A 23,480-nucleotide genomic window follows, 5' to 3' on the forward strand; every position below is an offset into this window, starting at 1 on the left:
AATCCCTCATTGAAAGGGGCCGGATTGCCCGGCCCCGTTGCTACTGCGATCAGCCGAAGATCGCAGCCTTGAACCACTTGTAGCCAACCGCGATTGCGGCCGGTGCCAGCTTGGCGGTGCCGATGGCAGCGACACCCGCTGCCAAACCGGCCAGAACGGTGAGTGCAGCGCTGTAATCCAGATCCATGATGATCCCCTTGCGTAGTTGAGTTAGTTGCGAACGGACCTGCCTAACTGCTTGTATGCCCATGCCACGGCGAAGCACACCGCAACCATGGACAACAACCCCGACACCTCGGCAGTGGTAAGTGCGGGGATATCGGTGCGCGGCACGAATCCAGCCTGCTCACAGGTGCCAGTCTGTTCGTTGAATTGCAGGCACTCGTAGACGTACCGCGTCATGACTTAGGCCTGCGCTGCCGGGCGCGGTGCAGCCTTCTGCAGCGGGCGCAGCACGGTGAACTTGCTCAGGGTTGCAACGCCCTTATTGACCTGCAGCATGGCTGGAACATCCAGCTCGTATTCGCCCGCCTGATAGCCGGGCTGGCCCTTGTCCAGGCGCACATCGAACGGATAGGCGAAGCCATCGGCCTCCAGCTTGCCGCGCTGCTTGCGGGTGGTGAACTCAACGTTCTCGTTGCGGTCGTTGGTGAAGCTGCCGCCACGCTCGTTGATCTGCGAATCCAGTACGGTGACCTTGATCATTTCGTTACCCCTTGGAGGTTGGTTGTACGGCCGCGATTTCGGGCCAGTGCGCTGCTGTGTCACCTGTGACCCACTTCGGCAGCGATGGCGAAGTGCAGGATTCGATGACCGCCCGCAGTGACTGATCGTCCGGGCAGTTCTTGGAAATGAAGTTCAGTGCCGCGCCGTACTGGCGGCGGATGTGGCGACGAACGCTCTTCCACGTCGCCTCAACGGCGGCTTTCGTGATCTCGATGCGCGTGGCGACGCAGCGCAGGAAGCACAGGACCGGATAGGCGCCGAGCAGGTAGGAGGCCGGGTCCCGCAGAATGTCGAGCGGCAGTTCCTTGCGGTTGGACGCGCGGAACTGGGCCTCATAGCGGACCCATGGTGACAGCTTGTCGCCCTGCTCCCTGCCCTTCTCGTAGACGCGCAGCTGCTTTTCCGACTTCTTGCCGCCCACGTAGAGGGTCTTGCCATCGCCGCTGTCGTAGTCGTCAACCAACTGCGCCTTGGGGCGCTGGCCGCGGTTATCGAACTCGCCCTGGGCGTACCACTTCTGTGCCAGACGCAAGGGGTAGTTGCCCACAAGATCATCGGCGCACACGTCGATGCGGGTGATCCTGCCGCCGCAGCTTTCGAGCTTCGCTCGAAGCTCCAGCCACCGCTGCGCATGGCCGCAGCGCGCTGCTGCTACTGCCCTACACCCATCGCCGGTCAACTCAATTCGGGCGGTATAGGTGCCGTCAGCACGGCGGCAGTTCTCGCCGCCAAGCTCGATCATGCCGACGAACTTCTTTTCAGCGTTGAGGATCTTGATGCGCCACAGGTAGAAGCGCCCTCCCCCGGCTACTTCGTCCAGTTCCAGCCCAAGCCCTGCGAAGAACCAGCAGAAGATCTGCAGGGCGACAATGCGGGCGTTGTCGGGGCTGAAATCGACCCATTGCCGGATCTCTTCGTAGGAGTCGCCCTCACGGAATGCCAGCTCGTTCAACACCGCGAGCATGTCCACCGAAGCGGAAAACCAGTCAATGCCGACCGTCAGGGTTCCCTCTGGGTTCCTGAATTCACTGACTCCCCTGTTAGACGAGGGGAGTCCCGACCCGGCCAGCACCGCGCGATCACCGAGCATTGGAGCGATCCTTTCGGAGATTCCACAGGCGACGAAGCCCCAGCCATGCCTGTTCGATGACGATGGAGACGACAGCCACACCGAGCACGAGCGCGACAAACACAGCGCACACCGTGAGACCCATATCGAGCTGGGTTAGCTCGGCGAAGGAGGGATACCTACTCATGCGGCTCGCTCCTGCTCTTCTGCGTAGCGAGCAGTGGCCAGCAGATCGCCGCGCTTGGTGGCGGCAATCTCAGCCTGTGCGAGTGCGATGACCTGGGCTTCACGGGACTGCTGCGAGGCGGTGTAGTCACGCCGGTCGAACAGCCACGAAACGAGCTTTGCGCAGCCGATGGACACGGACAAGATGGCGGCTAGCAGAACAAAGGCAGAGAGGGGGGCTGTCATGCCAGAATCTCCCTTTCAGACTGGGGCCGGGGGGCGGCATGAAGAAGTTGAAGAACGAAATGCATGAGATCTCCACCGTGGAGATATGGGCTGCAGGAACGCTGTTCTTCTCCACTGGCGCTCTGGCGGGGGGCGTGCTGTTTGGTGTATTCAGCACTGGTGGGAACGCGGCCGACGTTGTGGCAGCAGTGGGTGCAATTGCCGCAGCGGTGGGCACCTGGGTAATTGGATACGGCGCTTGGAAGTACGCGCGAGAGGCGCACTCTCTGCGTCAAGATGAGGTTCGAGCCCAGCAGGCCGGACTGCTCGGAGAGAAATTCTCTGTTCTCAATAGACTTAGACACATCGTCCATTGCACGCGGGACACCATGCATCAGTTTGGCGAGCACCTTGAAGATGAGGGTGTACCCATCGACGCAGTGGAGTTTCTTGCGTCCTGCGAGGCCTGCACCATTTACATCGGCGCCCAAGACTGGGAGGCCGTAGCTCTCATGGCGAGGGACCCGGGTGGCCTCGACATGCTGTCCGTGCTGCGACTCCGCGCACGAGATCTCTTGAAGGAGTGCGCAGCTGTGATAGCGGCTCACGAGGATTCTCTCCCGAATCCCCTTCCTCGCAGCCTTCAGGTTTCCCACGTAATCATCAGCGTGGTTGGAATGCTGCGCCTGTGCAACGCGATTGAGGTGTACGAAGTCCAAAGGCGCGAGAAGTTGTTGGCAGAAGCGCGAGTACTCGAGCTGGCCATGACTGGGGAACTCGGTGAAGTCGTGCCTGCCGAAGTCTGAGCAATCAACTAGCGTGGACAATTCCCGCCCCCTGCCCAAGCCCCAAAGAAGACCCGCCAGCAGCCTTGGGGTGCCGGTGGCGGGTGAAATCCAAGGCCCTTGGATTACGGATGTGATTCAATACCCTTGAATTCAAAAAATCAAGGGCCTTGGATCAGATGGACGTCAATTCCCTGCTTGACCAGGCGAAAGAGGCGTGCGGCGTCAGCTACGACAAGGACTTAGCGCCGCGACTGGGCGTGCGGCCGTCTGCGATTAGCAACTATCGAAAGGGTGTTTCCCACCCTGACGCGGTGGTTTGCGCAACATTGGCTGGATTGACAGGGGTGCCGCTCGCCCGAGTGCTGGGCGTGATCGGCGAGGCGCGCGCCATCAGCCGAGAAGAAAAGGCTGTCTGGCGGAAACTGGCAGCAACTGCCATGGCGCTCTGTCTGGCCGTCGGCTTTGGCCTACCCCACAAGGCTCAAGCCGCCGTCAACGGCTTTGATAAGGCCACCGTCTATACATTATGCGAAATGTCACATCCGGCCTGATCCGGTTCGTGGGCTCCGCTTGGCAATGGCTCCGGCTCTGGCTTGGCTCTTGCCTCCTGACGAAGCAGGTAAATCTGTTACCAAGCGCCAAGTAAAAGTGTTACGCGTTCGAACACAGCGCCTTTGGAACATGAGTCTTTGCCCTTCATCCTACGATCCTATTCCGGCCTGGCATGCCGAGTGCTCCAAGCCAAGATGCAGCCATGCTGCCCGCGCTTGGGCGGGCTCAAGCTAAGGATTCTTTCGAAAGAACTTCAAATGCAGCCATCGCGCCCGCACTTGCACTCCGAAGCGTCAGGTACCATGGCATAGACGCTAAGGCTCAACTTCCGAGACTCCCTCAATGAACGACACTGATCGAGAGATCATGCTGGTTGCCATGGTAATCGTCGGATTTGCGGTCTCATTTGTCTGTTGGGCTGCCTGGCTAGCTCGCAGAACGCGACTTGCGCGGAGTCAGCGGACGGGCCTCCGGCGCAAATGAAGCCGGACCGTTCTTTCGTGTGCCCTGGAAGGCGGCACAGCGCTATTGTTTTTGGCGTCTGCGAGCCGCAGGCGGACGAACTTCTTTGGATCGCTTGAGCGCCACTTCCAGCTGAGCTGGCAAATTTCGAAGCCCTGAAAGTTGACCCTCAAGCGCGTCACATTTGCCGCGCAGGATATCGGCAGACTGACTGGCCGTGGCGGCCGCTGATTGGGCGGCCTGGATGTCCTGACGCAGCTGCTTCTCAAGTGCCCTGTGTTGTTCCGATGCCTTGCTTTGCTGCACCTGGAGTTCCTTCACCTCCTGGCGGGCTCGATCCACGTCGCTGAGCGCTCGATTCTCGACAGATCTGACGTACTCGGTCCAGTCCTCCCGCTCAGATTTCGCCGTCTCTAGGGCCTCGTGAAGCCGGACGTCGAGTTGCTGCCTCGCTGTTTCGATTCGGTCGGCTCTTCGACGCTCGAGGTCGCGCTGCTCTGCAAGTTCAGAGATCTGTAGCTGAAGCTGGTCGACCAGGTGCTGTAGCTCTGAAGCTTGGGTCGTTGCAATTCTCTCCCCGGTGAATGCAACGTCACGCTCTGCACGCATTTGCGCCAGCTCTTCAGCCAGAAGTCGGGAACTGGCCTCCAGCGCATCACGCTCGGAAGCTAGGGCCCGCTCGGACGATGCAAGCTCTCGACGGGCGGCCTCCTGGGCATGCTTCAGCGCCAACTCCCACCATTGCCCGGCGAGTTCTGCCAACACCGCTGGCGCATCTTCCAGGTTCGGACGCGCTGGCTGCAGGCGCGTGCCAAGTCGGTTCCACCATGTTTCCAGCCAGCGGGTCACCGTGTTCGGCGAGCCTGTCCCCAGGTGAGCCCGGATCCGCTCTACGGTTGGGCGTTCGCCCTTGGCGACCAACTCGTCAGCGGCGGTATGGACGTCAGTTTCGGTGATGCCGCGGGCCATGCGAAGTCTCCTGTACTGGCACCCTACTCTGCTGATAACGTACTCGCGATAAGTGATGATTATCACTAGTAGGAGCCGTATTTCATAGCGTACATTACATACTATGAAGCAAAATTCCACTACTTCGACCTTGCCGGAGACCGCCACTCATCTGGTCCTGCCGCAGCAACTGGCTCAGCAGGCCGCCGATGCTGTGCGCGAATTGCTCGCCGAGGCAGCCGCGACGAACACCACCCGCAGCTATGCGACTGCGCTGCGCTACTGGGCGGGCTGGCATCAGGGGCGCTATGGCATCGAGCTGGCGCTGCCGGTCAGCGAGGCCGTTTTGATCCAGTTTCTGGTCGACCATATCCAGCGCAGGAGCAAAACCGGCCTAATCAGCGAACTGCCACCGGCGCTGGATCAGGCCTTGGTCGCCGCTGGGCTGAAGGCGAAGATCGGGCCGCTGAAGCTGTCGACGGTTGTTCAGCGCGTGGCCGTGTTGTCCACCGCGCACAAGCTCAAGCGTCTGGCCAATCCCTGCGAGTTATCGAGCGTGCGGACCCTGCTCAGCCGCGCCCGCCGCGCCTCCGTCAAGCGCGGTGAGCGGCCAACCAAGAAGACCGCCATCACGCGGCCAGAGTTGGAGGCCATGCTGGCCACCTGCGAGGACTCCCTAGAAGGCCTGCGTGACCGTGCCCTGCTCTGCTTTGGGTTTGCCAGCGGCGGGCGCCGGCGGAGTGAGATCGCTGCCGCAGACATGCGAGACCTGCGCAGGGTCGGTGAGGACAGCTACATCTACCGGCTGGAGTACTCCAAGACCCAGCAGGCAGGGGTCAAGGCGGATTCGACGCCTGACAAACCGATTCTGGGGCGCAGTGCTGAAGCGCTCGCGGCCTGGCTCGATGCGGCAGAAATCCAGGGAGGGGCGATCTTTCGGCGGATCTGGAAGGGGCGGGTCGGCCCTGCCCTGCTTCCGGGCTCGGTGGCCGCAATTGTGAAGCGTCGGGCTCGGTTGGCGGGTCTGGCAGGCGACTTTGGGGCTCACAGTCTTCGGTCGGGTTTCGTTACCGAGGCGGGCAAACAAGGTGTCCCCTTGCCTGCAGTCATGGCAATGACCGAACATCGCTCGGTGGCCAGCGTCATTGGGTATTTCCAAGCTGGTTCGGCAGAAGATAACCCGGCTGCACGACTTCTAAAGTGAAGGATCAGAAAGTCGGCTGCCATGGGCTACAGGTGGATGGCCTAGATGATGGATCAGCACAGACGGTTGACAGGGCGGATCAGCGTGAGATTGTTACGTTAGTTTGAAGGTACTGCCAGGATGGTATTCCTTTTTGCGGCCGGGGGTGTGTGTGACGCCTGAAACAATTGCGCGACTTTTAGCCTCGATGAATGCGGGCCGTCTTGTTATGGTCTGCGGCGCTGGGTTGTCGATGGCGCCACCTAGCAGCCTGCCATCGGCCCGTGCAGTCGCCGAGCGATGCTTCGACAAGTACCGTCTCGAATCTGATCCGAACTGTGACCTCGGTCTTCGGGAAAATCTGGAGGCACTCGCCGAGCACTTTGCAGGACTCAACTCCCTTCAATCGGTCTTCATCGAACATCTCGTGCCCTGGCCCGCTTTTGTGCGGCCTTCGAATACAGGGCATGCCGCGATCGCGGATTTTCTAATCACTCGCGCCGCCGTTGCTGGCATATCGAGCAACTACGATACATTGATCGAGCGACGCGCTTGGGACTACGGCGCGGACTTCCGCGGCTCGCTCGACGGAGACGAAGCCACCGTCGATTCAGTCCGTCAGGCCCCCTTGCTGAAGTTCCATGGCTGCTCCCACCGTGATCGGCAAGCAACGGTCTGGGCGCCTTCGCAGCTCGACGATCCAACCATCTCGGCTCGCATTGCGCGAAGCAAGGTTTGGATGGCTGCCAACCTTCGGCAGAAGGACTTGCTCGTCGTCGGCTTCTGGTCGGACTGGGAATACCTCAATGTCGTGATCGGCGAAGCGCTGATCGACGTGCAGCCGCTGTCCGTGACCGTCATCGACCTCTCGCCCACTAACGCCCTAGAGCAGAAGGCCCCGCAACTCTGGGAGATCGCGCACGCACAAAACGTGACATTCGAACATGTGCAAGAGTCAGGAGCTTCGGCACTTGACGAGCTTCGTCGAGCCTTCTCATCGAACTACCTTCGTCAGGTGCTCGACGCCGGACGAGCCACCTTCGAGCAAGCTACCGGAGCTGACTGTGACCCTGCTTGGCTAGACGTCGGAAATTTCGACAGCGAGGCCCTTTATAGTCTGAGGCGGGATGCAGAAGGCGTCTCGGCGGCGGAGCCTCCCAAGCTCCTGCGTCCAGCAAATCCAGAAGCCCTCGGCTTCTTCCACTTGCTGCTCCGTCAGGCTGGCGCGGTTCAAAGCGCCAATGGTTATGATCTAAACGGCCGGAGCATCCGAGTCCTGAACGGGGCGCAATCTATCCTCGGGACGCTACGAGGGAAGTTCGTCGAACCGCCTGCCGCGATGCAGTCCGACATTGTCGTCGCGGTAGGCGCGACCAACTTGGGCGTGCCGGACAATGTCGTGCGCAGCGGACGCACCGGTGACGTCATTCGTCCGGACCCCGCGGGCGAATGGTACGACCTTCCTGGGGCAATAGCTGCGTTGGGCATCTGATGGACATCTTCACCCAAGCCGAAATCCTCCTTCGCGATGCACAGTATGAAACCTGGACGTGGACGGGCTCGGCCGGCCCGGTGATCTGTTTCGAGAACGTGGCGTTGATGGGATTCGTCCACGTCTTCGATAGTGCAGATGCTCTTCTCGGCGCCTGGAAGGAGAACCAGCAGGTCGCGCTTGCGCGGCATGCCACTTCGTTACGCGGTGCGGGAGCGAAAGCATGGAACGTGTATTCGATCTTTTTGACCCCGGATCAAGATGCGCGCCGAGGGCGCGAGATCGAACGCATCGAAGAGGATTTCTCTTTGACCCGGAAAATCGCGAGGGCCTCCATCACCACGCCTGAAGACGTTGAGAAGGCACTGCTACCGCTGTTGTCGATACGCTCCAAGCCACTGCTCGGCGCGTCAAACTTCGAAACGAGACTGCGCACCAGGCTGAAGGACATCTCTCCGGACGCCGTTACCGCTTTTCTAAGCGAGACCGCGCCGGCTGAGATCGCTCGCATCTTGGGAGCGACATCATGAGGCTCGATTTCATCGAAGTATGCGGCTTTCGTGGCTTCAGGGATCTCGTCCGGATCAATTTCGGACGGGGCTTCACCGTCATCACCGGTCGCAACGGCGTGGGCAAGAGCACGCTGTGCGATGCGGTCGAGTTTGCGATCACAGGCTCCATCGACAAGTACACCTTCGAGAAGGCGGCGAAGGAGAGCCTCAGCGACTACCTTTGGTGGCGCGGTGAAGGCGTTCCCAACGCCCACTACGTGACAGCCTCTTTCGTCGATGACAGCGGAAAGCCATTCGCCATCACACGGACGCGGGAGCGCGGATCCGATCGCTCACCGCAGGAAATCCAAGCCGCGCTTTGCCGCGGACCTGCGCCAGACGACGCACTTCGGCAACTCACACGGACGTCGATCATCCGCGACGAATGGATCGCTGCGCTCAGCCTGGATCTCACGGAGACGGAGCGGTTCGATCTCGTGCGCTCGGCACTCGGTGCACTGGAAGGCTCGGAAGCCGGTAGCAGAGCCAAGGAGGTCGTCACTGCCGCTGAAGCTGCGCGCTCTAAAGAGGAGGCTGCTTATGAGGCCGCTCGTTCGCGACTGGCTGACAGGCTGACGCAGCAGTCTGAAACCCACGCCGCGCTCAGCCGATCAGGCGACATGTCCAGCGCGCTTCAGGTGATCGCTGCCGCGGTACCGGATGCACCCACCGAACTGACGGCGCGACTGGCTACTGGTCGAAACGCATTGGCAACCGGACGAGCCAGACTCGGTCGGATGGGCGAAGCGCTTCAACTTGGTAGAGAAGTCGCGGCGGTGCAGGCGATCTACAACGCTCCGGAGGCGGTGGCGAACCGCGAGGCCGCATCGGTAGCGCATGAAGTGGCGCAGCGCGAGCATGACGATGCACAGCAAGTCGTCTCGGAAGCTGAACAGCGTCTCCTGCGGGAAGAAGAGATGGACGCGATGGCGGCGTCGCTGAGCCTCCTCGTCGAACACGGCGAGCGCGTTGGGCTGCATTACGATCATTGCCCGCTATGCGGAGCCCATCGGACATCAGACGAGTTCGCTGCCGGCCTGGCTGCGGCGCGACGACGGATTACGTCACTGGCGTCGGGCGTTCAGGTCGCTCGCGATGCTCTTGCTTCCGCGAAGGAGAAGGAGCGGCAACTCAGCCTCACGTTACAGATAGCCACCGCCGCCGTTCAAGCTCATGAGGGCGAGCTGCGGCGTCTACGGGACCAGGAAGATGCGCACGTGGAGTTCTACAATCAGTGGGGGCTCGATTACCGCTTCATCCAAGATCCTGACGGGCTGGAGCAGGCCATTTCTCAGGAACGGGACTGGCTGATCGACCTCGAGCGTGCCCTACTCGTGTTAGAGGCCTCGCAAGCGGTCTCGCGAATGTCGTCGATCGAAAGCAACATCTTGGCGCTGCGAGCTGAAATCGAGAAGCTGGCGCAGGCAGTCAGCCAGTCGCAAGATGCCCTCACAGCGGCCCGTGAGATCGAACGCTCTATCAGACGCGTGAGTGCGGAAATCATCGACGAGCGCCTTGCTCAGATCAGTCCTCTGCTCAACGAGCTCTATCAGCGTCTGCGACCGCACGCCGACTGGCGCACAATCGACTACAGCATCCGCGGTGACGTCCGACGTTTCCTAAGCCTCAAGGTAGGCGACGGGCTGAATCCGCAATTCGTCTTTAGCAGCGGTCAGCGTCGCGCGGCCGGTCTCGCCTTCCTTCTTTCGGTCCATCTTGCGCGGGCGTGGACGCCGCTCAGGTCCCTTCTACTCGATGATCCTGTTCAGCACATCGATGATTTCAGGGCCCTTCACCTGGTCGAAGTGCTCGCCGCTCTGCGCTTGGATGGGCGCCAGATAATCTGCGCCGTCGAAGACCCCGCGCTTGCCGATCTGCTGTGCCGGCGCTTAGTGAGCACTTCGACGGAGGGAGGCCGGCGTCTAGACATCGACCTTGGACCGCTCGGCGCCACAAGTGTGGTCGCCGACCAGGAAATCAATCCGATGCCGGCCAGTGTTTTACGTGGTATTGCTACCGCATGACGGCTGAGAGCGCGCAAATCGAGCTTCCGGTGCCACGCGCACGCCGAGCGCATGGACCCTGGAGCGATCTGGCGCTCCACACCATCGGCTGGCGCGCGTTTCAGGATCTTTGTTCGCAAGTGTGCGAGGTCGTACTCGGCCGACCCGTAGAGATCTTCCGTGAAGCACAGGACGGCGGCCAGGACGCGGTCTTCCTCATCCCCTCGGGAATGGACGCCCCCCCCATCGGCACGGTTCAGTGCAAACATACGTCCGATGCCATGAGGGCCCTGAAGCTCAGCGATCTCACCGCCGAGCTTGAGAATATCCAGGAACTGGTTAAAGCCGGTCAGGCGGACACCTACGCCTTCATGACGAACATGAGCGTAGATGCGCCTATCGCGGCGGCGATGCGCGCCAGGCTTCGGTCGCTCGGCGTGCGCAGGCCGCACATTCTTGGTCGCCAGTATATTGTCCGGGTCATCAGAACCAGTGCCCGGCTGCGGGCCCTCGTCCCACAGGTCTACGGTTTGGGAGACCTCACATCGATCGTTGATGAGCGCCTGAGCGAGCAGAGTCGGGCGCTCCTTGACAGTTGGATCCCAAAGCTCCGCACCTATGTGCCCACAAAAGCGCATCGGGACGCCGTCAACGCCATTTCCAGCCACGGCGTCGTGCTGTTGCTGGGCAATCCATCAAGCGGCAAATCAGCCATCGGTGCGATCGTGTCGACGATTGCTTCGGAAAATCCGGACTGCACCGTTCTCGCCTTGACCAGTCCACGCGATTTCGAGGCGGGATGGAATCCGAACGATCCGGGGCGCTTCTTCTGGATCGATGACGCATTCGGCTCGAATGTGCTGCGCGACGACTTTGTGCAGGACTGGGCGTCGGCCTTTTCGAAGCTGAGGGCCGCGATCAAACACGGTAACCGCTTCCTCCTGACCTCCCGCAAACATATCTATGAAGCGGCGCGACGTCGGCTCGGACAGCGCAACCTTGCCCAGTTTGCTGATGGCAGCGCCGTAGTCGATGTGGGCGAGCTGACCTTTCAGGAGAAGGCGCAGATTCTCTATAATCATGTAAATTTCGGCCAGCAGAGCCAGAGCTGGCGTTCGAGCGTCAAGCCACACCTAACAGCAGTCGCCGCCGTTCGCGACTTTCTTCCTGGGATTGCCGAACGCCTTGGTGACCCGAACTTCACGAAGGGACTCTCACCTCGCGAAAGCTCTCTCGTTCGCTTCATGGAAGAACCGACGGAGCATTTAATTGACACGGTCAACGCTCTAGATGATCAGCTTCAAGCAGCGCTCATATTGGTTTATGTCCATCAAGCTGGCTTCGACCCCAGCGACCACGATGTGTCCGCTGCCCAGGCGGTCGCGGAGCTGACGGCGTACAGCCTCACAAAGATCCAAGATTGTTTCGCTGAGCTGAAAGGCTCGTTCCTGAAGGTCTCCGGATCAAAATGGACCTTCGCTCATCCGACGATATCCGACGCACTGACGGAGATCCTGCGTCAGAAGCCGCATATGATGGCGGCGCTCATACGTGGCGCGACGATCGACACCATTCTCAGCAGCTTCACGTGTGAAGGCTCGCCCCTCATTCGAGACGCGCTTGTCATCCCGACTACGCTGGATGACGCTCTGGTCGTCCGGCTTGGCCGCACCCCCGATGAATGGCACCGCAATTGGATGCTTTTCCACTTCCTGTCCTATCGAGCAAGCGGACCCGTGTTCGCCAAGGTTATCCAGCAATTTCCAAATCTACTTCGACGATCCTGCTGGCGAACCGACATCGTCGGCAACGATCCCCAGATCGCGGCCCACGCCCGAGCCCATCACCTCGGCGTCTTGCCGGACGATCTGCGCTCGGAGGCAGCCGACACTCTTGAATCCGCTATACTTACGAAGCTAGATGCTTCCGTCTTTGACGAACCAGAGATGCTGGCGCTCATACCGCCGCTGAAACTGGTCGGCATAGGGTTGGCACTGCGAACCACTCTGTTGCCTTCGCTGGAAGAGCGGATCGACGAGATCGTCGCCGAGGCTGAGTTGGACGAGGAGCCTGACAGCCACTTCAAGAAGCTTCTTGGTGTACTCGATCGCATTGAGGCGATCGGTGTCGACGCGGACGCCATGGTTCTGATCGACGACGCGCGCGATCAGGTGAAGCGGTCGGTCAAGGAACTGGAGGGGCGCAAGCGCGAGTGGGAGGAAGGCTCAGAAGAAGAAGCGGATTGGACGCACATCGTGACGCAGAAGGAGGAGGAAGCTCCAGCTCCCACTCCGGTCACCACGAAGCGCTCGGTGTTCGACGATGTCGACAAATAGTCACGAAGACGCTCAGCGACTGAGCTCCAGCCGGTCGGGCCTACCCTTGACCAATGACGCGGACGAAAAGCGTGCGCTACGAGGCGCCGCCGCCGCTCAAGCGGGTTTCGACTATCAGCTCGATGTCTCAATACTCGCGGCACTGCAACTTCTCCTCATTTCTAAGGCGGCTACGCGCCTGGTACTCGAGCCAGCGAGCGAGGAGGATCTTGAGGCGGATCTCGAGACCCACGTGCCAGGACGCCTGCAACCCAGTGCAACCTTCGCGGGCGGGTACAAGCTTGTCGTCCAAGTCAAAATGGACAACGGTGAGCCCTGGTCGGTCGAGGATATCGAAGCCCTGCTCAAGCATGGCTCTGAGGAAAAAGGTGGGCGCCGAAAAGCCCTTCATCATCTCGACGAGCCGAACACACGCTATCTGCTCGTCACCAATGCCGACGTGAAAGGCGTCGCCCGCGGACTGCTGGTCGAAGGCTTCGAAGACGTCTCGGACAAGGCAAGCTTCCCCTCGCGCCTGCATGCCACATTGAAGGCGTCGCCCGAAGGTCGAGTCGCTATCTGGGGCAAGCTCACCGAGAGGCAGCTCGCGTCCGACATCCGATCGCTAATGTCGGACCTGTTGCATGTCCCGAAGGTTGAGCAGCAGAAGCTCCTCGAAAAATTGCGTCTCGAAGCTAGGCGGCGTACCCGAGGTACTGCGCCCGGTCTATGGACGGGCGACGACCTTCTCGCAACGGTGCGAGCACATGGCGGGTTCCTCGCGAGCTCTGCCAGCCTGGAACATTTCGTGCCCCCGGCGAACTTTGACGAGATGCGCAAAGTCCTGAGCGAGAAGAACGCAGTTGTCATCCGAGGGCCCTCGGGCACAGGGAAGACGCAGGCGGCGCTCAAGCTCTGCGATATCGCGCGACGGGGTGATGGTGCGCTGGAGATCGTCACTGTTGGCGCGGACGATGCACCGACCAGCGTGCGTAAGATCGTCAACAACGGACCTACACTTTTCTATGTGGATGATCCATGGGGCCAATTCAGCCTCCGTGGTGGCAGCGAAGCTTGGACCGAGCAGTTGCCACGTCTTCTTGCCAAGGCTACGCCGGATCATCAGTTCGTCATCACGTCCCGCAGCGACATGATGCATAGCGCCAAGGTCGGCGACAGCCTGAACGCATGGTCGGTCGAGCTGGATGCGGGCCAGTACCGGGAAGGTCAACTTCGCGACATTCATGACAACCGCATGGACCAGCTGCCGGCCGCGCTGCAGGCCAAGGCATATGCCTTTCGCAATGAGGTGCTCGACAGGCTTGGCACTCCACTTGAGATCGAACTGTACTTTGCGCATATGCAAGCCGGCCCCGATGTCGGAGAAGAAGGCCATGCCTTCTTTCGCCGGCTACTCGAGTTGGCGCAGCGCGACGCCGTGGAAGGTGTTGTATTCAGAGCGCTATCGTCGATCGACACATGCGGCAATTCAGCCATCGTTTGGGCGCTGCTGACGGCACGCGGCCAGCTCGACCGAAGTCGAATCCCCCCTCTTCGACGCGCACTACGCGAGCTTGATCACGCACTCGGGGACGGTCTAGATCGTCTTATAGACCGTATGGTCGCATCTCGCCATCTGCGTCAGCCGGCCCGCACCATTGCCTTTGCTCACCCCAGCGTCCGACAGGGTTTTGAAGCCTTCGTCAAGGACAACTGGGGCCGAAGCGAGTCTGCAATCGAGACTCTGATCGCTGCGCTTGTTCAGCTGCCGCCGCCGCACCTCGGTTGGGGCTTGGAAACCGCCGCTCGAGTATTTGAAGTGACGCACTCGTTCGCTCGCCGAGGCGACGTTGATCAGCCCTTCGAGATTGCCCCCAGCAGCCGGGAGGCGATCGATGCCTGGCTGGACGAAAGCCTCATGGATCCCGCTTCCAAGTTCGCGCCCTTGTTGGAACTGGCGTCGGAAGTAGGCAGCGATGCGTCCATACCGAGCCGAGTGGCTCGATGGTTGTTGAAAGGCACGCAACGGGGAGGTTCCTTCTTCGTCCGTAACTGGCAACCGCCGGTCTTCGACGATGCCTGGTACGACACCGTGTCAGCGAGCCCGTTCGCGGGCAAAGTCGCAGAGCGATTTATCCGTGAGCAGCTTGGCTTTGACCGAGGGAACTACGGATCAGGATTCGCCAAGCGGCTCGATCGCTTCGCGCCCAACCTCACTCCGGCCTACCACGAAGCCGCACGCCAGATGGTCGGCAACGGCTTCGAGCTCAATGCCGACGCCGTCGCGGCCGGCGCCGTGCGCGACCTAGAAGGATTTGAGAGTGTCGTTCAGGCTGCGCTGGATGACCTCGCGGGCATCCACCGTCAGCATGTTCAGAGCGGCCAGGAGGAGTGGCGCGCGATCGAGGATGGCGAACGGGATCATGCAGTTGAAGAGGCCGTGCAATCGAGCCATGAAGGCGACGGATACACATCCGGCGTCTTCATCGATGCTTATGTCCGCCAACTTCGCGCAGAGGGTCGCTGGCTGGTCCTTGCCAATCATCCGCGCGTCGCTGAGTTGGTCCGGGCCTGGTCGCAAGCGCTATTGAAGTCCCCCAGCCCAGTGGATGAAGACGAGCTCCGGGCTATCGTCGCAGCAAGCAGAGATGTCGATGATGAGCAAGATGTTTGGGCGGCAGTGCGGGAGCATTGGTGTGCAGCACTGGAGCCTGCGCTTTTCGCGCGCATCACATCTGTTCCCTCTGCGGTGGATCTGCGTGACGAGCTTGCGCTTACGGCATTGAAAGCCGCGCCAAATGCGCTGATTACAGCATTCCAGGCAAACTGCGAGCAGGTTGGTCGGCAAGTCGCACTGCTCGCCTCCATGCAGAGATCTCGCCAGCGGCTTGGGAAGAACAGTCACGCTAAGCTAAGGCCCGTCGTTGACACGCTTCCAGATGAACTCAAGGAAATTTTCAACGCCTTCTCCAGAAAGAGGCGGAAAGCTCGGGCAGTCAATGGTTCAGCGCTCGCGCTCCTAGCAAGCTGTGCATCGCAACTCGATGCGGAGGCACTTGATCTGGTGGTGCCGGTCATCGTCGAAAGCAGAGGCGACGCCTCACCGGCGATCGCCCAGTGGCTGACAATCGCCAGCCGCCAGGAGCATGCCGTGAGTGCGACGAAGGCGGCGATCGCAGTTGGTAATTCCACCCTCGTTCAAGCAGCACTACGGCATCAGCGCGCCGATGCCCGCCGCACGGCGCTACTTCATGTAGCACCGACATACCCTGATCCGTTGCCACCGACAATCCTCTCAATGGCATCTGATCCCAGTAGCCGAGTTCGCCGAGCTTTAGCCGATCTACTCGCAGAACGGCCGCACCCGGATCACCTAAAGGCGCTGTTGACTCTAGTACATGACACTTGGTCGAGCGCTGAAGCATATTGCGACGAGCCCGCAAGCTTTGATATCGCAAGGGCTGCCGTCATTGCCCTGGCCGATAGCGATCTCTTATCCGATGCAATCGGTGATTCGCTTGTCGATCTTGCCAATACCACGGACGACCGAACGCTTAGCCAGTACGCCCTGATCGTCGCAGCGAATTGCTGCAGTGCCGGAGTTCAGCAAAGAATCTGGAATCTCGTTAAGATACCGGAAGCGCGCTGGATTCGGCTCGACGCCCTTGATGCCCTAGCAGGCGCGGATTTCATAGACCCGAACATTGTCGCGTGCCTGACTCCCGCGTTCTTGCTATGTTCGCCAGCCATCGTTGCGGCATCGGCGGCGCATACTGTCGGCGCTCATGCTCCGGCGAGAAATGCCCTGAAACTCTTTGAGAGCGTCGCCAGCTCGAACAGGCGACGCGCTCTGCTGCTCGTCGGAGCCAACGCAATGGCCAGGCGTGACCGCATCACTGCTGATCGGATCCTTGATTTGCTGGAGCCGGGTCACCCTGGACGTCAATTATTGAAGGGGACCGAACCTCTTCCTGCCTCCATCCTGGACGATCTTGGCGATGTTCGGATGCGAGAAGCCGTGCGAAAGCGACTATATGATCGTATTGAAGTCTCTTGATAAGCGCCGACGCCAACTTGGCAAGGCGGATGCGCCGGATGTGAAGATCCGCTGTTAGCTTCAGGGCGAATGCCGCCCTTACCCCCGATAGATCTTCCTAATCCCCTTCCCTGCCGAGGCTGCCCCGCCCGGCAAGAGCCTCTCGTCTTAAAGGAGCGGAATGAAGGGATTATTCCGAGCAATGGCTAGGTGCGCGCGCCATTCGCCATCACCGCGCGCAGTGAGTCACGTAGTCCTGCTTTTTATCGTTCCACTCAAAGCTGATACTGGTGACCGCAGACGATTCATCCGCAAATACGCTGAAGATATATATGAGGTCTTCGATCAAGAATTCGTAGGCCCATTTATTCCGCATGTAGTCGGAGAAGACGAGCATGCTCTTGAACGCAGTGCCGTATGACCATGTCTGCATCCAATAGTAGTGAATAAGCTGATTGCAAACATCAAGAATGCTCAGATCAACAGCCTCAGGATTTGCAATGTCAAATCGATCTTCTGGAAATTCTGCGCCTACAAATGTAAATGGCTTGGCGCCGATCTTCTTGTAGCGAATTGCCGGTAGTCGAACACTTCGAGCACGATCATTGACCTTGGGGCGCTCAAGCAGGGAGCGGACTTGGAAGGCTACTAGCATTAGACGGCGCTCATACAGAACCAGTTGCTTTTCGGACCATCTTCGATACTTGCGATGCCGCTTGAGCCACAGTACTTCTGCGCGCAGCTCTTGCCGCCATAAGTTGACTCGATCATCTGTTTGAGACCCGAGGTGGCTGCAACGTAGATTGTCACCCATTGCAGAATTCATCAACGGGCAATGCCATCAGCTGGGTCGTCAGTCAAATGCGATCTTGAGCCTTGACTCCTGCTCATCCCCCGTGCCAGCGCAGTCGGCTTGAAACAGAGAAAGGATGTCTTCCATACCGCTGATAAATCTTCCTAATCGCGGGGTGCCGACCTTGCCGACGCCATTGCGCACCTACAGGGCCGCAACGTTCTGCAGGCGTAGCTCGACCACCCGTGTAGTAGGGGCAAAGCTCGCCCCTACTTGGCCGGAACCGGTCTACCGGCCATTGAGCCGTGGCACGCCGGTTACGTAGCAGGTCCAGCAGGACGCCAGAACCTAGGTGTCTACTCGCCTAGCTGAGTACCAATGGCACCTGCGATTCATCCACTGGGCTGGCGCGAAAAACTGGCCTACTTGCTGGTCGGACCACTATCCGTCCGGTTTATGCGTGTTGAATCGCGCTCAGTGTGGGGACTTCGCATCGCTAACTCCAAAGCCGCAAGTCTACTTTGTTAAAAAGCGTGCTATCCGTGGATTGCGGTTGACTGGACAACTCATCCCCTCCCCAGTCGTCCGTCATTAGGTGGGTATGCCGAGGCATCGGCGACGAACCGTTCTGGAGTCGCGCAAGCACCAACTGCAGGAGAGCCAGGCCCTGCTGATTCATGTGCACGGTCAGTTCATCGCGTTCCTTGTTCATCTCGAAGGTCAACAGATGTTCAGGGTTTGACATGAAGTTCGTCTCCTAGCGGGTATTTCTTCTTCTCAAGCATACCGTCATAGCCCTTCGCTCGGTTGACATCCACATGTGGCATTTCCGTTCCTGCCCTGAAAACCTGCACTTCGGGGTCGATGTGATATGAGCGCCCAGTAGATGGGTTGACATACCCGCCTTTCCCTCCCACGGGGTCTGGGCCACGTGCACTGAACCCCTTAGCCCTGAACATCGCGTCGATCTGCGCGGGTGTCTTTCCCTTGAAGGGGTTGCCCAGTGACTTTTTGCCAAACTTTACGACCGTCGCGCCACTTCCAATGACCGGCACCACTGCGATCGCAGACAAGACTGCATTCGTGTACTGGCCACGGCCCAGGTAGATGCCCGCATTGACCAGATCCAGAGGCTCCCCATACACGGGAACCAGTCCGCCGATGTCCAGCGCGAACTGGACTTTGTCAATGAGGCTGTTGTTGATTCCTCCGAAATCGAGTCCCCCGTTCTGTGCCGGCAAGGTTGGCGGTGGCTTGACCACCATGCCAGGGAACGTTGTAAGCGAGGGCTGTCCGCTGAACCCAAGTGGATCGAACAGATTGATGGGATCGTTGTTGGCATAGGCGTAGAGATTCATCCCGCCAGCGGTGCCGACCTGGTCGGGTTGAATGAACCGTCCCAGTGCCGGCGCGTACATTCGTGAGCGAAGATGAAGTAGGCCGATCTCAGGGAGCCACAGCTGCCCCGTGTACCCCAGTCGCCCTATCCCCTCTCCGACCTGCTGTCCCCAAGGATCGTATCTTGCAGTCGCTTGAAGTCGACCATCTTCACCCGCGCGGGCGACGATGGAACCGCGCTCGTCGGCATATAGCCATGAGCGCCGTCCGCCTTCATAAAGCACGATGGGCTCGTCACCCTTTGGCCCAAACACGATCTTCTGCAACATTGTGCCATTGGACTCGTCGAACTCCCCAATCAACTCCCAGTCGCTGTACAGGAATTGCCGCGACACCCCTCCCCTCGTAACACGCGCGAGACGACCAATTGCGTCGTAGTCGAGGCGCGAGTCACCGGCTGCCACAAGCCTTCCCTCCGCATCGTAGGTAAATGAACGGCTGGGATCTGCGCTACCATCTGCTTGTAGATTTCCGGCAGCATCGTGCTCCATGTTGTGCCAGCTGGCGCTCTCGTCCTTCCATGAACCGTACTGATTCAGCCAACCGGCATACCACTCAACCTTACCCCTTTCGATCGGCGCCATCGCGAACCGTGGCTGTGTCACGGCCCGGCTTCTGAGCTGTCCATCCTCATTGAACGCATAGCCAAAGCCGATATCCTGATCTTCACCCATGAGATCATGCATGAGGAGGGAGATTCGCTGGTCGGCCCTGTATTCGTACTCCGTCCGCGTTCCGTTCCCCTTAAATGTGGAGCCGGTACGGCGTGAGATCTCGTCGTAGGTGAAACTGGCCAAACTGGCACCAGTAGCTTCATCGATGCCGCTGACCCGGCCAAGCTGATCGAAGTTGTAGCGCACCCCCGAGCCATCGGGCCAGCGCAGTTCGGACCAGCTCTGGCCCGGGCCGTAGCTGTAGCCGACAGAGCGACCAAATGGCCCTGTGCTGCTGCTCAGGCGCCCGAGCTTGTCATATGTCCAGTAGATCGAGAGCGCGCTGTTTGCACCGGGCAATTCAGCGGAAAGCCGCCTCCCCTGCAGGTCGTAGGTGTACGTAACACTTCGATCAGATTCCGGAACATCCTTTCTCAGCAACCTACCATCAGCATCGAATGTGTAGCCGATCTTCTTGCCATCGCGCAGAGTGATGCTGGAGAGGTCGCCCTTTTCGTTGTACGCGTAGGTCTCCCGAGGGAAGCCCTCCACCTCGACGGTACAGGATCGTGCAGAGGCGTAGTGCTTTCCAAGGTATCGACGCTCCTTCAGTCGGTCAAACCCGTCATAGCATAGTGCCGTGTAGTTTCCTTCCGCATCGACATGAAGGATCGGCTGGCCATTGGGCGAGTACTGGAGCTCCAGGGTCTTCTGCTCCAGTGGTGTGCCCACGCCATTGTTGACGGAAAGCACTCGGCCGACGCCATCCAACGTCATCCTGGACCTTCGTTCGATGCCATCTACTCGCTTTCGTGTTCCGATGTTTCGACCCGCATCGTCGTAGTCAAATCGCGTGGATGCCGCATCAATTCCAGTGCTTTGTACCTGCAGCCCCCGCGCGTCGTATTCTGTCGTCTCACTCAACCAGCCGCCTTGGAAGCTGTACGAGCTCGCAGTCTTGCGCCCTTCTGAATCGTAAGTCGACTGAGTGCGCTGCGAGACTTCTCCGACTGAGGGACCCGTTGACGACACAATACGGCGCATGCGATCAGGCACCTGTACCGTCAGGCCCCCGGCGCGTGCCCCTTCCACGGCAGTGATGTTTCCCACACGATCATAGTAGTACCGCGTCGTCTCCGCGGCACCACTCGGATCGCGTACTACCTCCTTCAACTCGTGGCTGCTTCGGGAGCCCGCCGTCGAAGGCATGTAGTTGTAGTCCACCCGAATCAGCTTATCGTCGGCACAGATGAATTCGAACTGTCCCGGGGGGCTCCTCGCTAGGCATGCGTCTTGGCCGACGGGAAGAATCACATCTCGCTGCGGAATGTCTGCAGCACCCGCCAATGATGGCGCGGACGAGCCTTCCGCCGGCGAGAATGACGCATACCTTGTCCTGGTCGCTGCGCGCCTTCCATCTACCCGGATGGCGTCAAATCGAATTGCCGCGCCGCCGTGTTCCGCGTCGTGACGCGTCACCTGCACTCCTCCGCGCGAGTTCTTGGCAGATACAGGCCTATTGCAGAATCGGAAATTGCTTGAGCTGCATGCAGGGTAAAGTGCTGTTTCGACAATGTCTGGGAGGCCCGAGGATGGCTTTGCCTTACGCCGACGCTCGAGGATGTTGCCACGATCATCAAGCTTGTTCTCGATGCTGTCACCCTCAGGGTTCTTGATCGAGGTGAGTCGATAGCCCCTGTAGTCATAGGTGTACTCGGTGCGCGCCCCATTGCCATCTTCGATGGCTACCGGGTACGGATTCTCGCGCATGAAGAAGTAGCGCGTGACGTTGCCGACGGGATCTGTAACCTTTGTATCGAACGCGTTCTTATTTATCCTCTCGCTGTACTCGAATCGGGTAACCTTTCCTGCCCCGTCCGCTTGGGAAAGAACCTTGCCGAAGTTGTCAAATACGTTGGTGAATGCGTCGGTGCTGGCGCCGGCGCGCCGCTCGGTAGCGACGTTCCTGCTGTTGATGCCATACCCATAACTGATTACAGAACCATTGGCATCAACGACTTTTCGAAGTCGCCCGCTATAGGGGGGCAATCCATTTAGACTCCAACGATCATAGATGTAGCTTACGGTTGCAAGGTCACCCGTTGCGCAAAGGACCGTGTCGTGCTCAACACAGCTTGACCTGAAGGCAGACGCCGACGTTACAACTTGAGGGTCGTGAAGATCTTCATAGGAGAAGCGAATGCCATAGCCCCTGCTATTGACAACTTCAGACACAAGCGCCACCGGGAATTCCTGGTAGTTCGCGCTTGGGCGAGTGGTGTAGCGATAAGACAAAGACTCGCCGTTGGGCATTTCCAGATAGCGCAGCTGCACACAGGACGCCATCGAGGCAGATGTAACCCCTCCTGCGCTGATGTACCCGCAGGTCATGTTCGTAACGAAATCAAAGTATGCAATGACTCCTTCGCGGCTTCTAAATGTAAAGCGTCTGTCGTCTGCATCCTGCTCAAGCGTCGCACCATCCAGTCTTTTGTTGACGATCTTGCCGTATGATCTTTCGAACTGGTACGTGCTACCCATCAGCACGACGTCGATGACGGGCCAGTTGCTTGGATGAAAATTGAAAGGTGGGCGTCCGTGATGTGCGGTGTACTGGCCGCAGTTGCATATGACTCGCCCATCAATGTTGAAGGCGACGCCAGCCTTATCACCGGACTGAATCCGTGTCAGGTCAATTCGCGAAGGGAATTCGCCGGAGCCAATAGAAAGGTCAATGCTTTGAAGAGTGAAGAGTCCGCTGTACGGATCCACGCCATTGGCATTTCGAGTTTGATCCAGCGGTGGTGAGTGCGAATGACCGATCCCGATCTCCTGAGCTTGCGCTGTACCTGCGAGAAACGGAGCCAGAGCTGCAGTCATTAATCGTGCCAACAATCGAGCCCGACTGGTTAAGCGCAGCTTAGGCAACTGGTCCGCCGTGAATCGGAAGACTCCCGCATGCATCCTGGGTTTCATTGTTTCATTCCTTGAGTCCGACGATTGCCCCGCCTAGATCGACGAGCTCGACATAATGGCCGTTGGTGCGAATAGCCCGTCCAGCCTCACCGCCTTCTCCTGGCTTTGGGGCCTCGCTGGCCGGAACGTCCCCGTGGTAGCTCGGGCGTCCAGGCTCACCTCGCCTGCCTGCGGCGCCGCCTTTCCCGCCCTGCCCCGTCAGATTGGGCAAGCCTAGACCGCCTTCACCACCCATACTTCCAGGAAGGCCGGGCTGTGGCCCTGGCTGCACCGTTGATCCTGCTCCCCCAAGGCCATCTGGATACCCTCCACCTCCACCTCCACCCGGACGGGGGCCGATGATGACGCTCAGGCGCGGGGATGGTGCCCCGCCGCCGCCGCCGCCGCCGCCGCCCATCAGCGCGCCGCCCGCAAGCACCTCCACGCGCATCGGTAGGCGAGCAATCACCGCGTCGCCGCCTGGCTGCCCGTCGGTGCCGCTTGCCCCCCCAGTACCACCGTGCCCTTGCACGACGCCGGCGACCTTCAGTGTTATCGAGGTTGCATACTTGTCAGTGGGCCATGTTCCGGAATCAATCGCAGCATTGCCACGAATCCCAAGGATACTCACACCAGGAACGACCTCGAAGACGATTCGCGCCGGCTGCCTTCCGCTGTAGCCCGCATACTCTGCAAGGCGTCGAAGCGTGTTTAGTTGACCGCTAGATGCAGGGACCGTAATGGTTCGTTCAAACAGCTTTGGAGTTGGGTCTACTGGTGTCGGCGTATCGGGCTTTGGTGAAGTCCCTGTCGCGGGGCCTGTAGCTGTCCAGTTTCCAGCTCTGTCGTACTCAAATTTGTATTGGCGTCCATCTGCAGGGACGACACTGACGAGCCTTCCAAGGGCGTCATAGAAAAACTCTTCCATTACCTGCGCTTGAGCGGATTCAGTAGAGCCCGCCAGCGCGCCCAAAACAATTGCGATGCGAGCCACAGTCGCCTTGAGCGTCTTCTCATCCATGCCCGTTCCCCTTTGACCGAGTGTCCGTCTAGTCGGCGCCGTTCTGACGAGCGTTGGCTCGTGAGGCCATGTCCAATTGAATAATGTCTAGTTGACAGCGTAATGACGCTCGATCAGCTGGTCGCGAGTTGGAGCCTTTGGTGTA

The 23,480-nt window shown here is 59.6% G+C and carries 18 protein-coding genes; 8 read left to right on the top strand and 10 right to left on the bottom strand.

Annotated features, from left to right (window positions below; all coding sequences use genetic code 11):
• Positions 1–49: 49 nt before the first annotated feature.
• The 5 genes from AC5P6X_RS10830 to AC5P6X_RS10850 form a co-directional block, all read right to left on the bottom strand.
• On the bottom strand, positions 50–187 hold the full coding sequence (locus AC5P6X_RS10830) for a major capsid protein (protein ID WP_005413437.1): 138 nt from the start codon (positions 185–187) through the stop codon (positions 50–52).
• 218 nt (positions 188–405) lie between these two features.
• The gene (locus AC5P6X_RS10835; RefSeq protein WP_005413368.1) at positions 406–705 is read right to left on the bottom strand and encodes a hypothetical protein; all 300 of its coding nucleotides are present in this window, start codon (positions 703–705) and stop codon (positions 406–408) included.
• Between the two features lie 4 nt (positions 706–709).
• Entirely contained in the window at positions 710–1,816 is a 1,107-nt protein-coding gene (locus AC5P6X_RS10840) for a replication initiation factor domain-containing protein (protein WP_495215436.1), read from the bottom strand.
• Positions 1,806–1,982, bottom strand: coding sequence for a hypothetical protein (locus AC5P6X_RS10845; protein WP_154213992.1), 177 nt, complete (start codon positions 1,980–1,982; stop codon positions 1,806–1,808). Before AC5P6X_RS10845 ends, AC5P6X_RS10840 begins: the two co-directional genes overlap by 11 nt.
• The gene (locus tag AC5P6X_RS10850; RefSeq protein ID WP_242899915.1) at positions 1,979–2,206 is read right to left on the bottom strand and encodes a hypothetical protein; all 228 of its coding nucleotides are present in this window, start codon (positions 2,204–2,206) and stop codon (positions 1,979–1,981) included. Before AC5P6X_RS10850 ends, AC5P6X_RS10845 begins: the two co-directional genes overlap by 4 nt.
• Before the next feature lie 38 nt (positions 2,207–2,244).
• On the opposite strand from AC5P6X_RS10850, the gene AC5P6X_RS10855 reads away from it, so the two are divergent.
• Both AC5P6X_RS10855 and AC5P6X_RS10860 read left to right on the top strand, forming a co-directional pair.
• A complete protein-coding gene (locus tag AC5P6X_RS10855; RefSeq protein ID WP_242899914.1) occupies positions 2,245–2,991 on the top strand; it encodes a hypothetical protein in 747 nt (248 codons plus the stop codon).
• 158 nt (positions 2,992–3,149) lie between these two features.
• Positions 3,150–3,524 carry a DUF3693 domain-containing protein gene (locus tag AC5P6X_RS10860; protein WP_495215437.1) on the top strand — a complete coding sequence of 125 codons (375 nt, stop codon included), beginning with the start codon at positions 3,150–3,152 and terminating at the stop codon, positions 3,522–3,524.
• 526 nt (positions 3,525–4,050) lie between these two features.
• On the opposite strand, the gene AC5P6X_RS10865 is transcribed toward AC5P6X_RS10860, so the two are convergent.
• Entirely contained in the window at positions 4,051–4,956 is a 906-nt protein-coding gene (locus tag AC5P6X_RS10865) for a DNA-binding protein (protein ID WP_329755699.1), read from the bottom strand.
• 103 nt (positions 4,957–5,059) lie between these two features.
• Here AC5P6X_RS10865 and AC5P6X_RS10870 point away from each other — a divergent pair, with 103 nt between their 5' ends.
• The 6 genes from AC5P6X_RS10870 (at position 5,060) to AC5P6X_RS10895 (ending at position 16,536) form a co-directional block, all read left to right on the top strand.
• Positions 5,060–6,139 carry a site-specific integrase gene (locus AC5P6X_RS10870; RefSeq protein WP_329755700.1) on the top strand — a complete coding sequence of 360 codons (1,080 nt, stop codon included), beginning with the start codon at positions 5,060–5,062 and terminating at the stop codon, positions 6,137–6,139.
• 151 nt (positions 6,140–6,290) lie between these two features.
• Entirely contained in the window at positions 6,291–7,610 is a 1,320-nt protein-coding gene (locus AC5P6X_RS10875) for an SIR2 family protein (RefSeq protein WP_329755701.1), read from the top strand.
• A complete protein-coding gene (locus tag AC5P6X_RS10880) occupies positions 7,610–8,140 on the top strand; it encodes a hypothetical protein (protein WP_329755702.1) in 531 nt (176 codons plus the stop codon). Before AC5P6X_RS10875 ends, AC5P6X_RS10880 begins: the two co-directional genes overlap by 1 nt.
• Positions 8,137–10,185: an ATP-binding protein gene (locus tag AC5P6X_RS10885; RefSeq protein WP_495215438.1), complete on the top strand. Its 2,049-nt coding sequence runs from the start codon at positions 8,137–8,139 to the stop codon at positions 10,183–10,185. Before AC5P6X_RS10880 ends, AC5P6X_RS10885 begins: the two co-directional genes overlap by 4 nt.
• Positions 10,182–12,500, top strand: a complete 2,319-nt coding sequence (locus AC5P6X_RS10890) for an nSTAND3 domain-containing NTPase (protein WP_329755704.1) — start codon at positions 10,182–10,184, stop codon at positions 12,498–12,500. The genes AC5P6X_RS10885 and AC5P6X_RS10890 overlap by 4 nt, the downstream gene beginning before the upstream one ends.
• 46 nt (positions 12,501–12,546) lie before the next feature.
• Complete coding sequence (locus AC5P6X_RS10895; RefSeq protein WP_495215439.1) at positions 12,547–16,536, top strand: nSTAND3 domain-containing NTPase; 3,990 nt, start codon at positions 12,547–12,549, stop codon at positions 16,534–16,536.
• 208 nt (positions 16,537–16,744) lie between these two features.
• On the opposite strand, the gene AC5P6X_RS10900 is transcribed toward AC5P6X_RS10895, so the two are convergent.
• From AC5P6X_RS10900 to AC5P6X_RS10915, 4 genes are all read right to left on the bottom strand, one after another.
• Entirely contained in the window at positions 16,745–17,341 is a 597-nt protein-coding gene (locus AC5P6X_RS10900) for a hypothetical protein (RefSeq protein WP_495215440.1), read from the bottom strand.
• 463 nt (positions 17,342–17,804) lie between these two features.
• Positions 17,805–18,053 carry a hypothetical protein gene (locus AC5P6X_RS10905; RefSeq protein WP_495215441.1) on the bottom strand — a complete coding sequence of 83 codons (249 nt, stop codon included), beginning with the start codon at positions 18,051–18,053 and terminating at the stop codon, positions 17,805–17,807.
• The gene (locus tag AC5P6X_RS10910) at positions 18,040–22,239 is read right to left on the bottom strand and encodes an RHS repeat-associated core domain-containing protein (RefSeq protein ID WP_329755707.1); all 4,200 of its coding nucleotides are present in this window, start codon (positions 22,237–22,239) and stop codon (positions 18,040–18,042) included. Before AC5P6X_RS10910 ends, AC5P6X_RS10905 begins: the two co-directional genes overlap by 14 nt.
• A 100-nt stretch (positions 22,240–22,339) precedes the next feature.
• Positions 22,340–23,335: an RHS repeat domain-containing protein gene (locus AC5P6X_RS10915; RefSeq protein WP_197578895.1), complete on the bottom strand. Its 996-nt coding sequence runs from the start codon at positions 23,333–23,335 to the stop codon at positions 22,340–22,342.
• Between the last annotated feature and the right edge of the window lie 145 nt (positions 23,336–23,480).

The organism is Stenotrophomonas sp. YJH_SMC_40, from assembly GCF_059368615.1.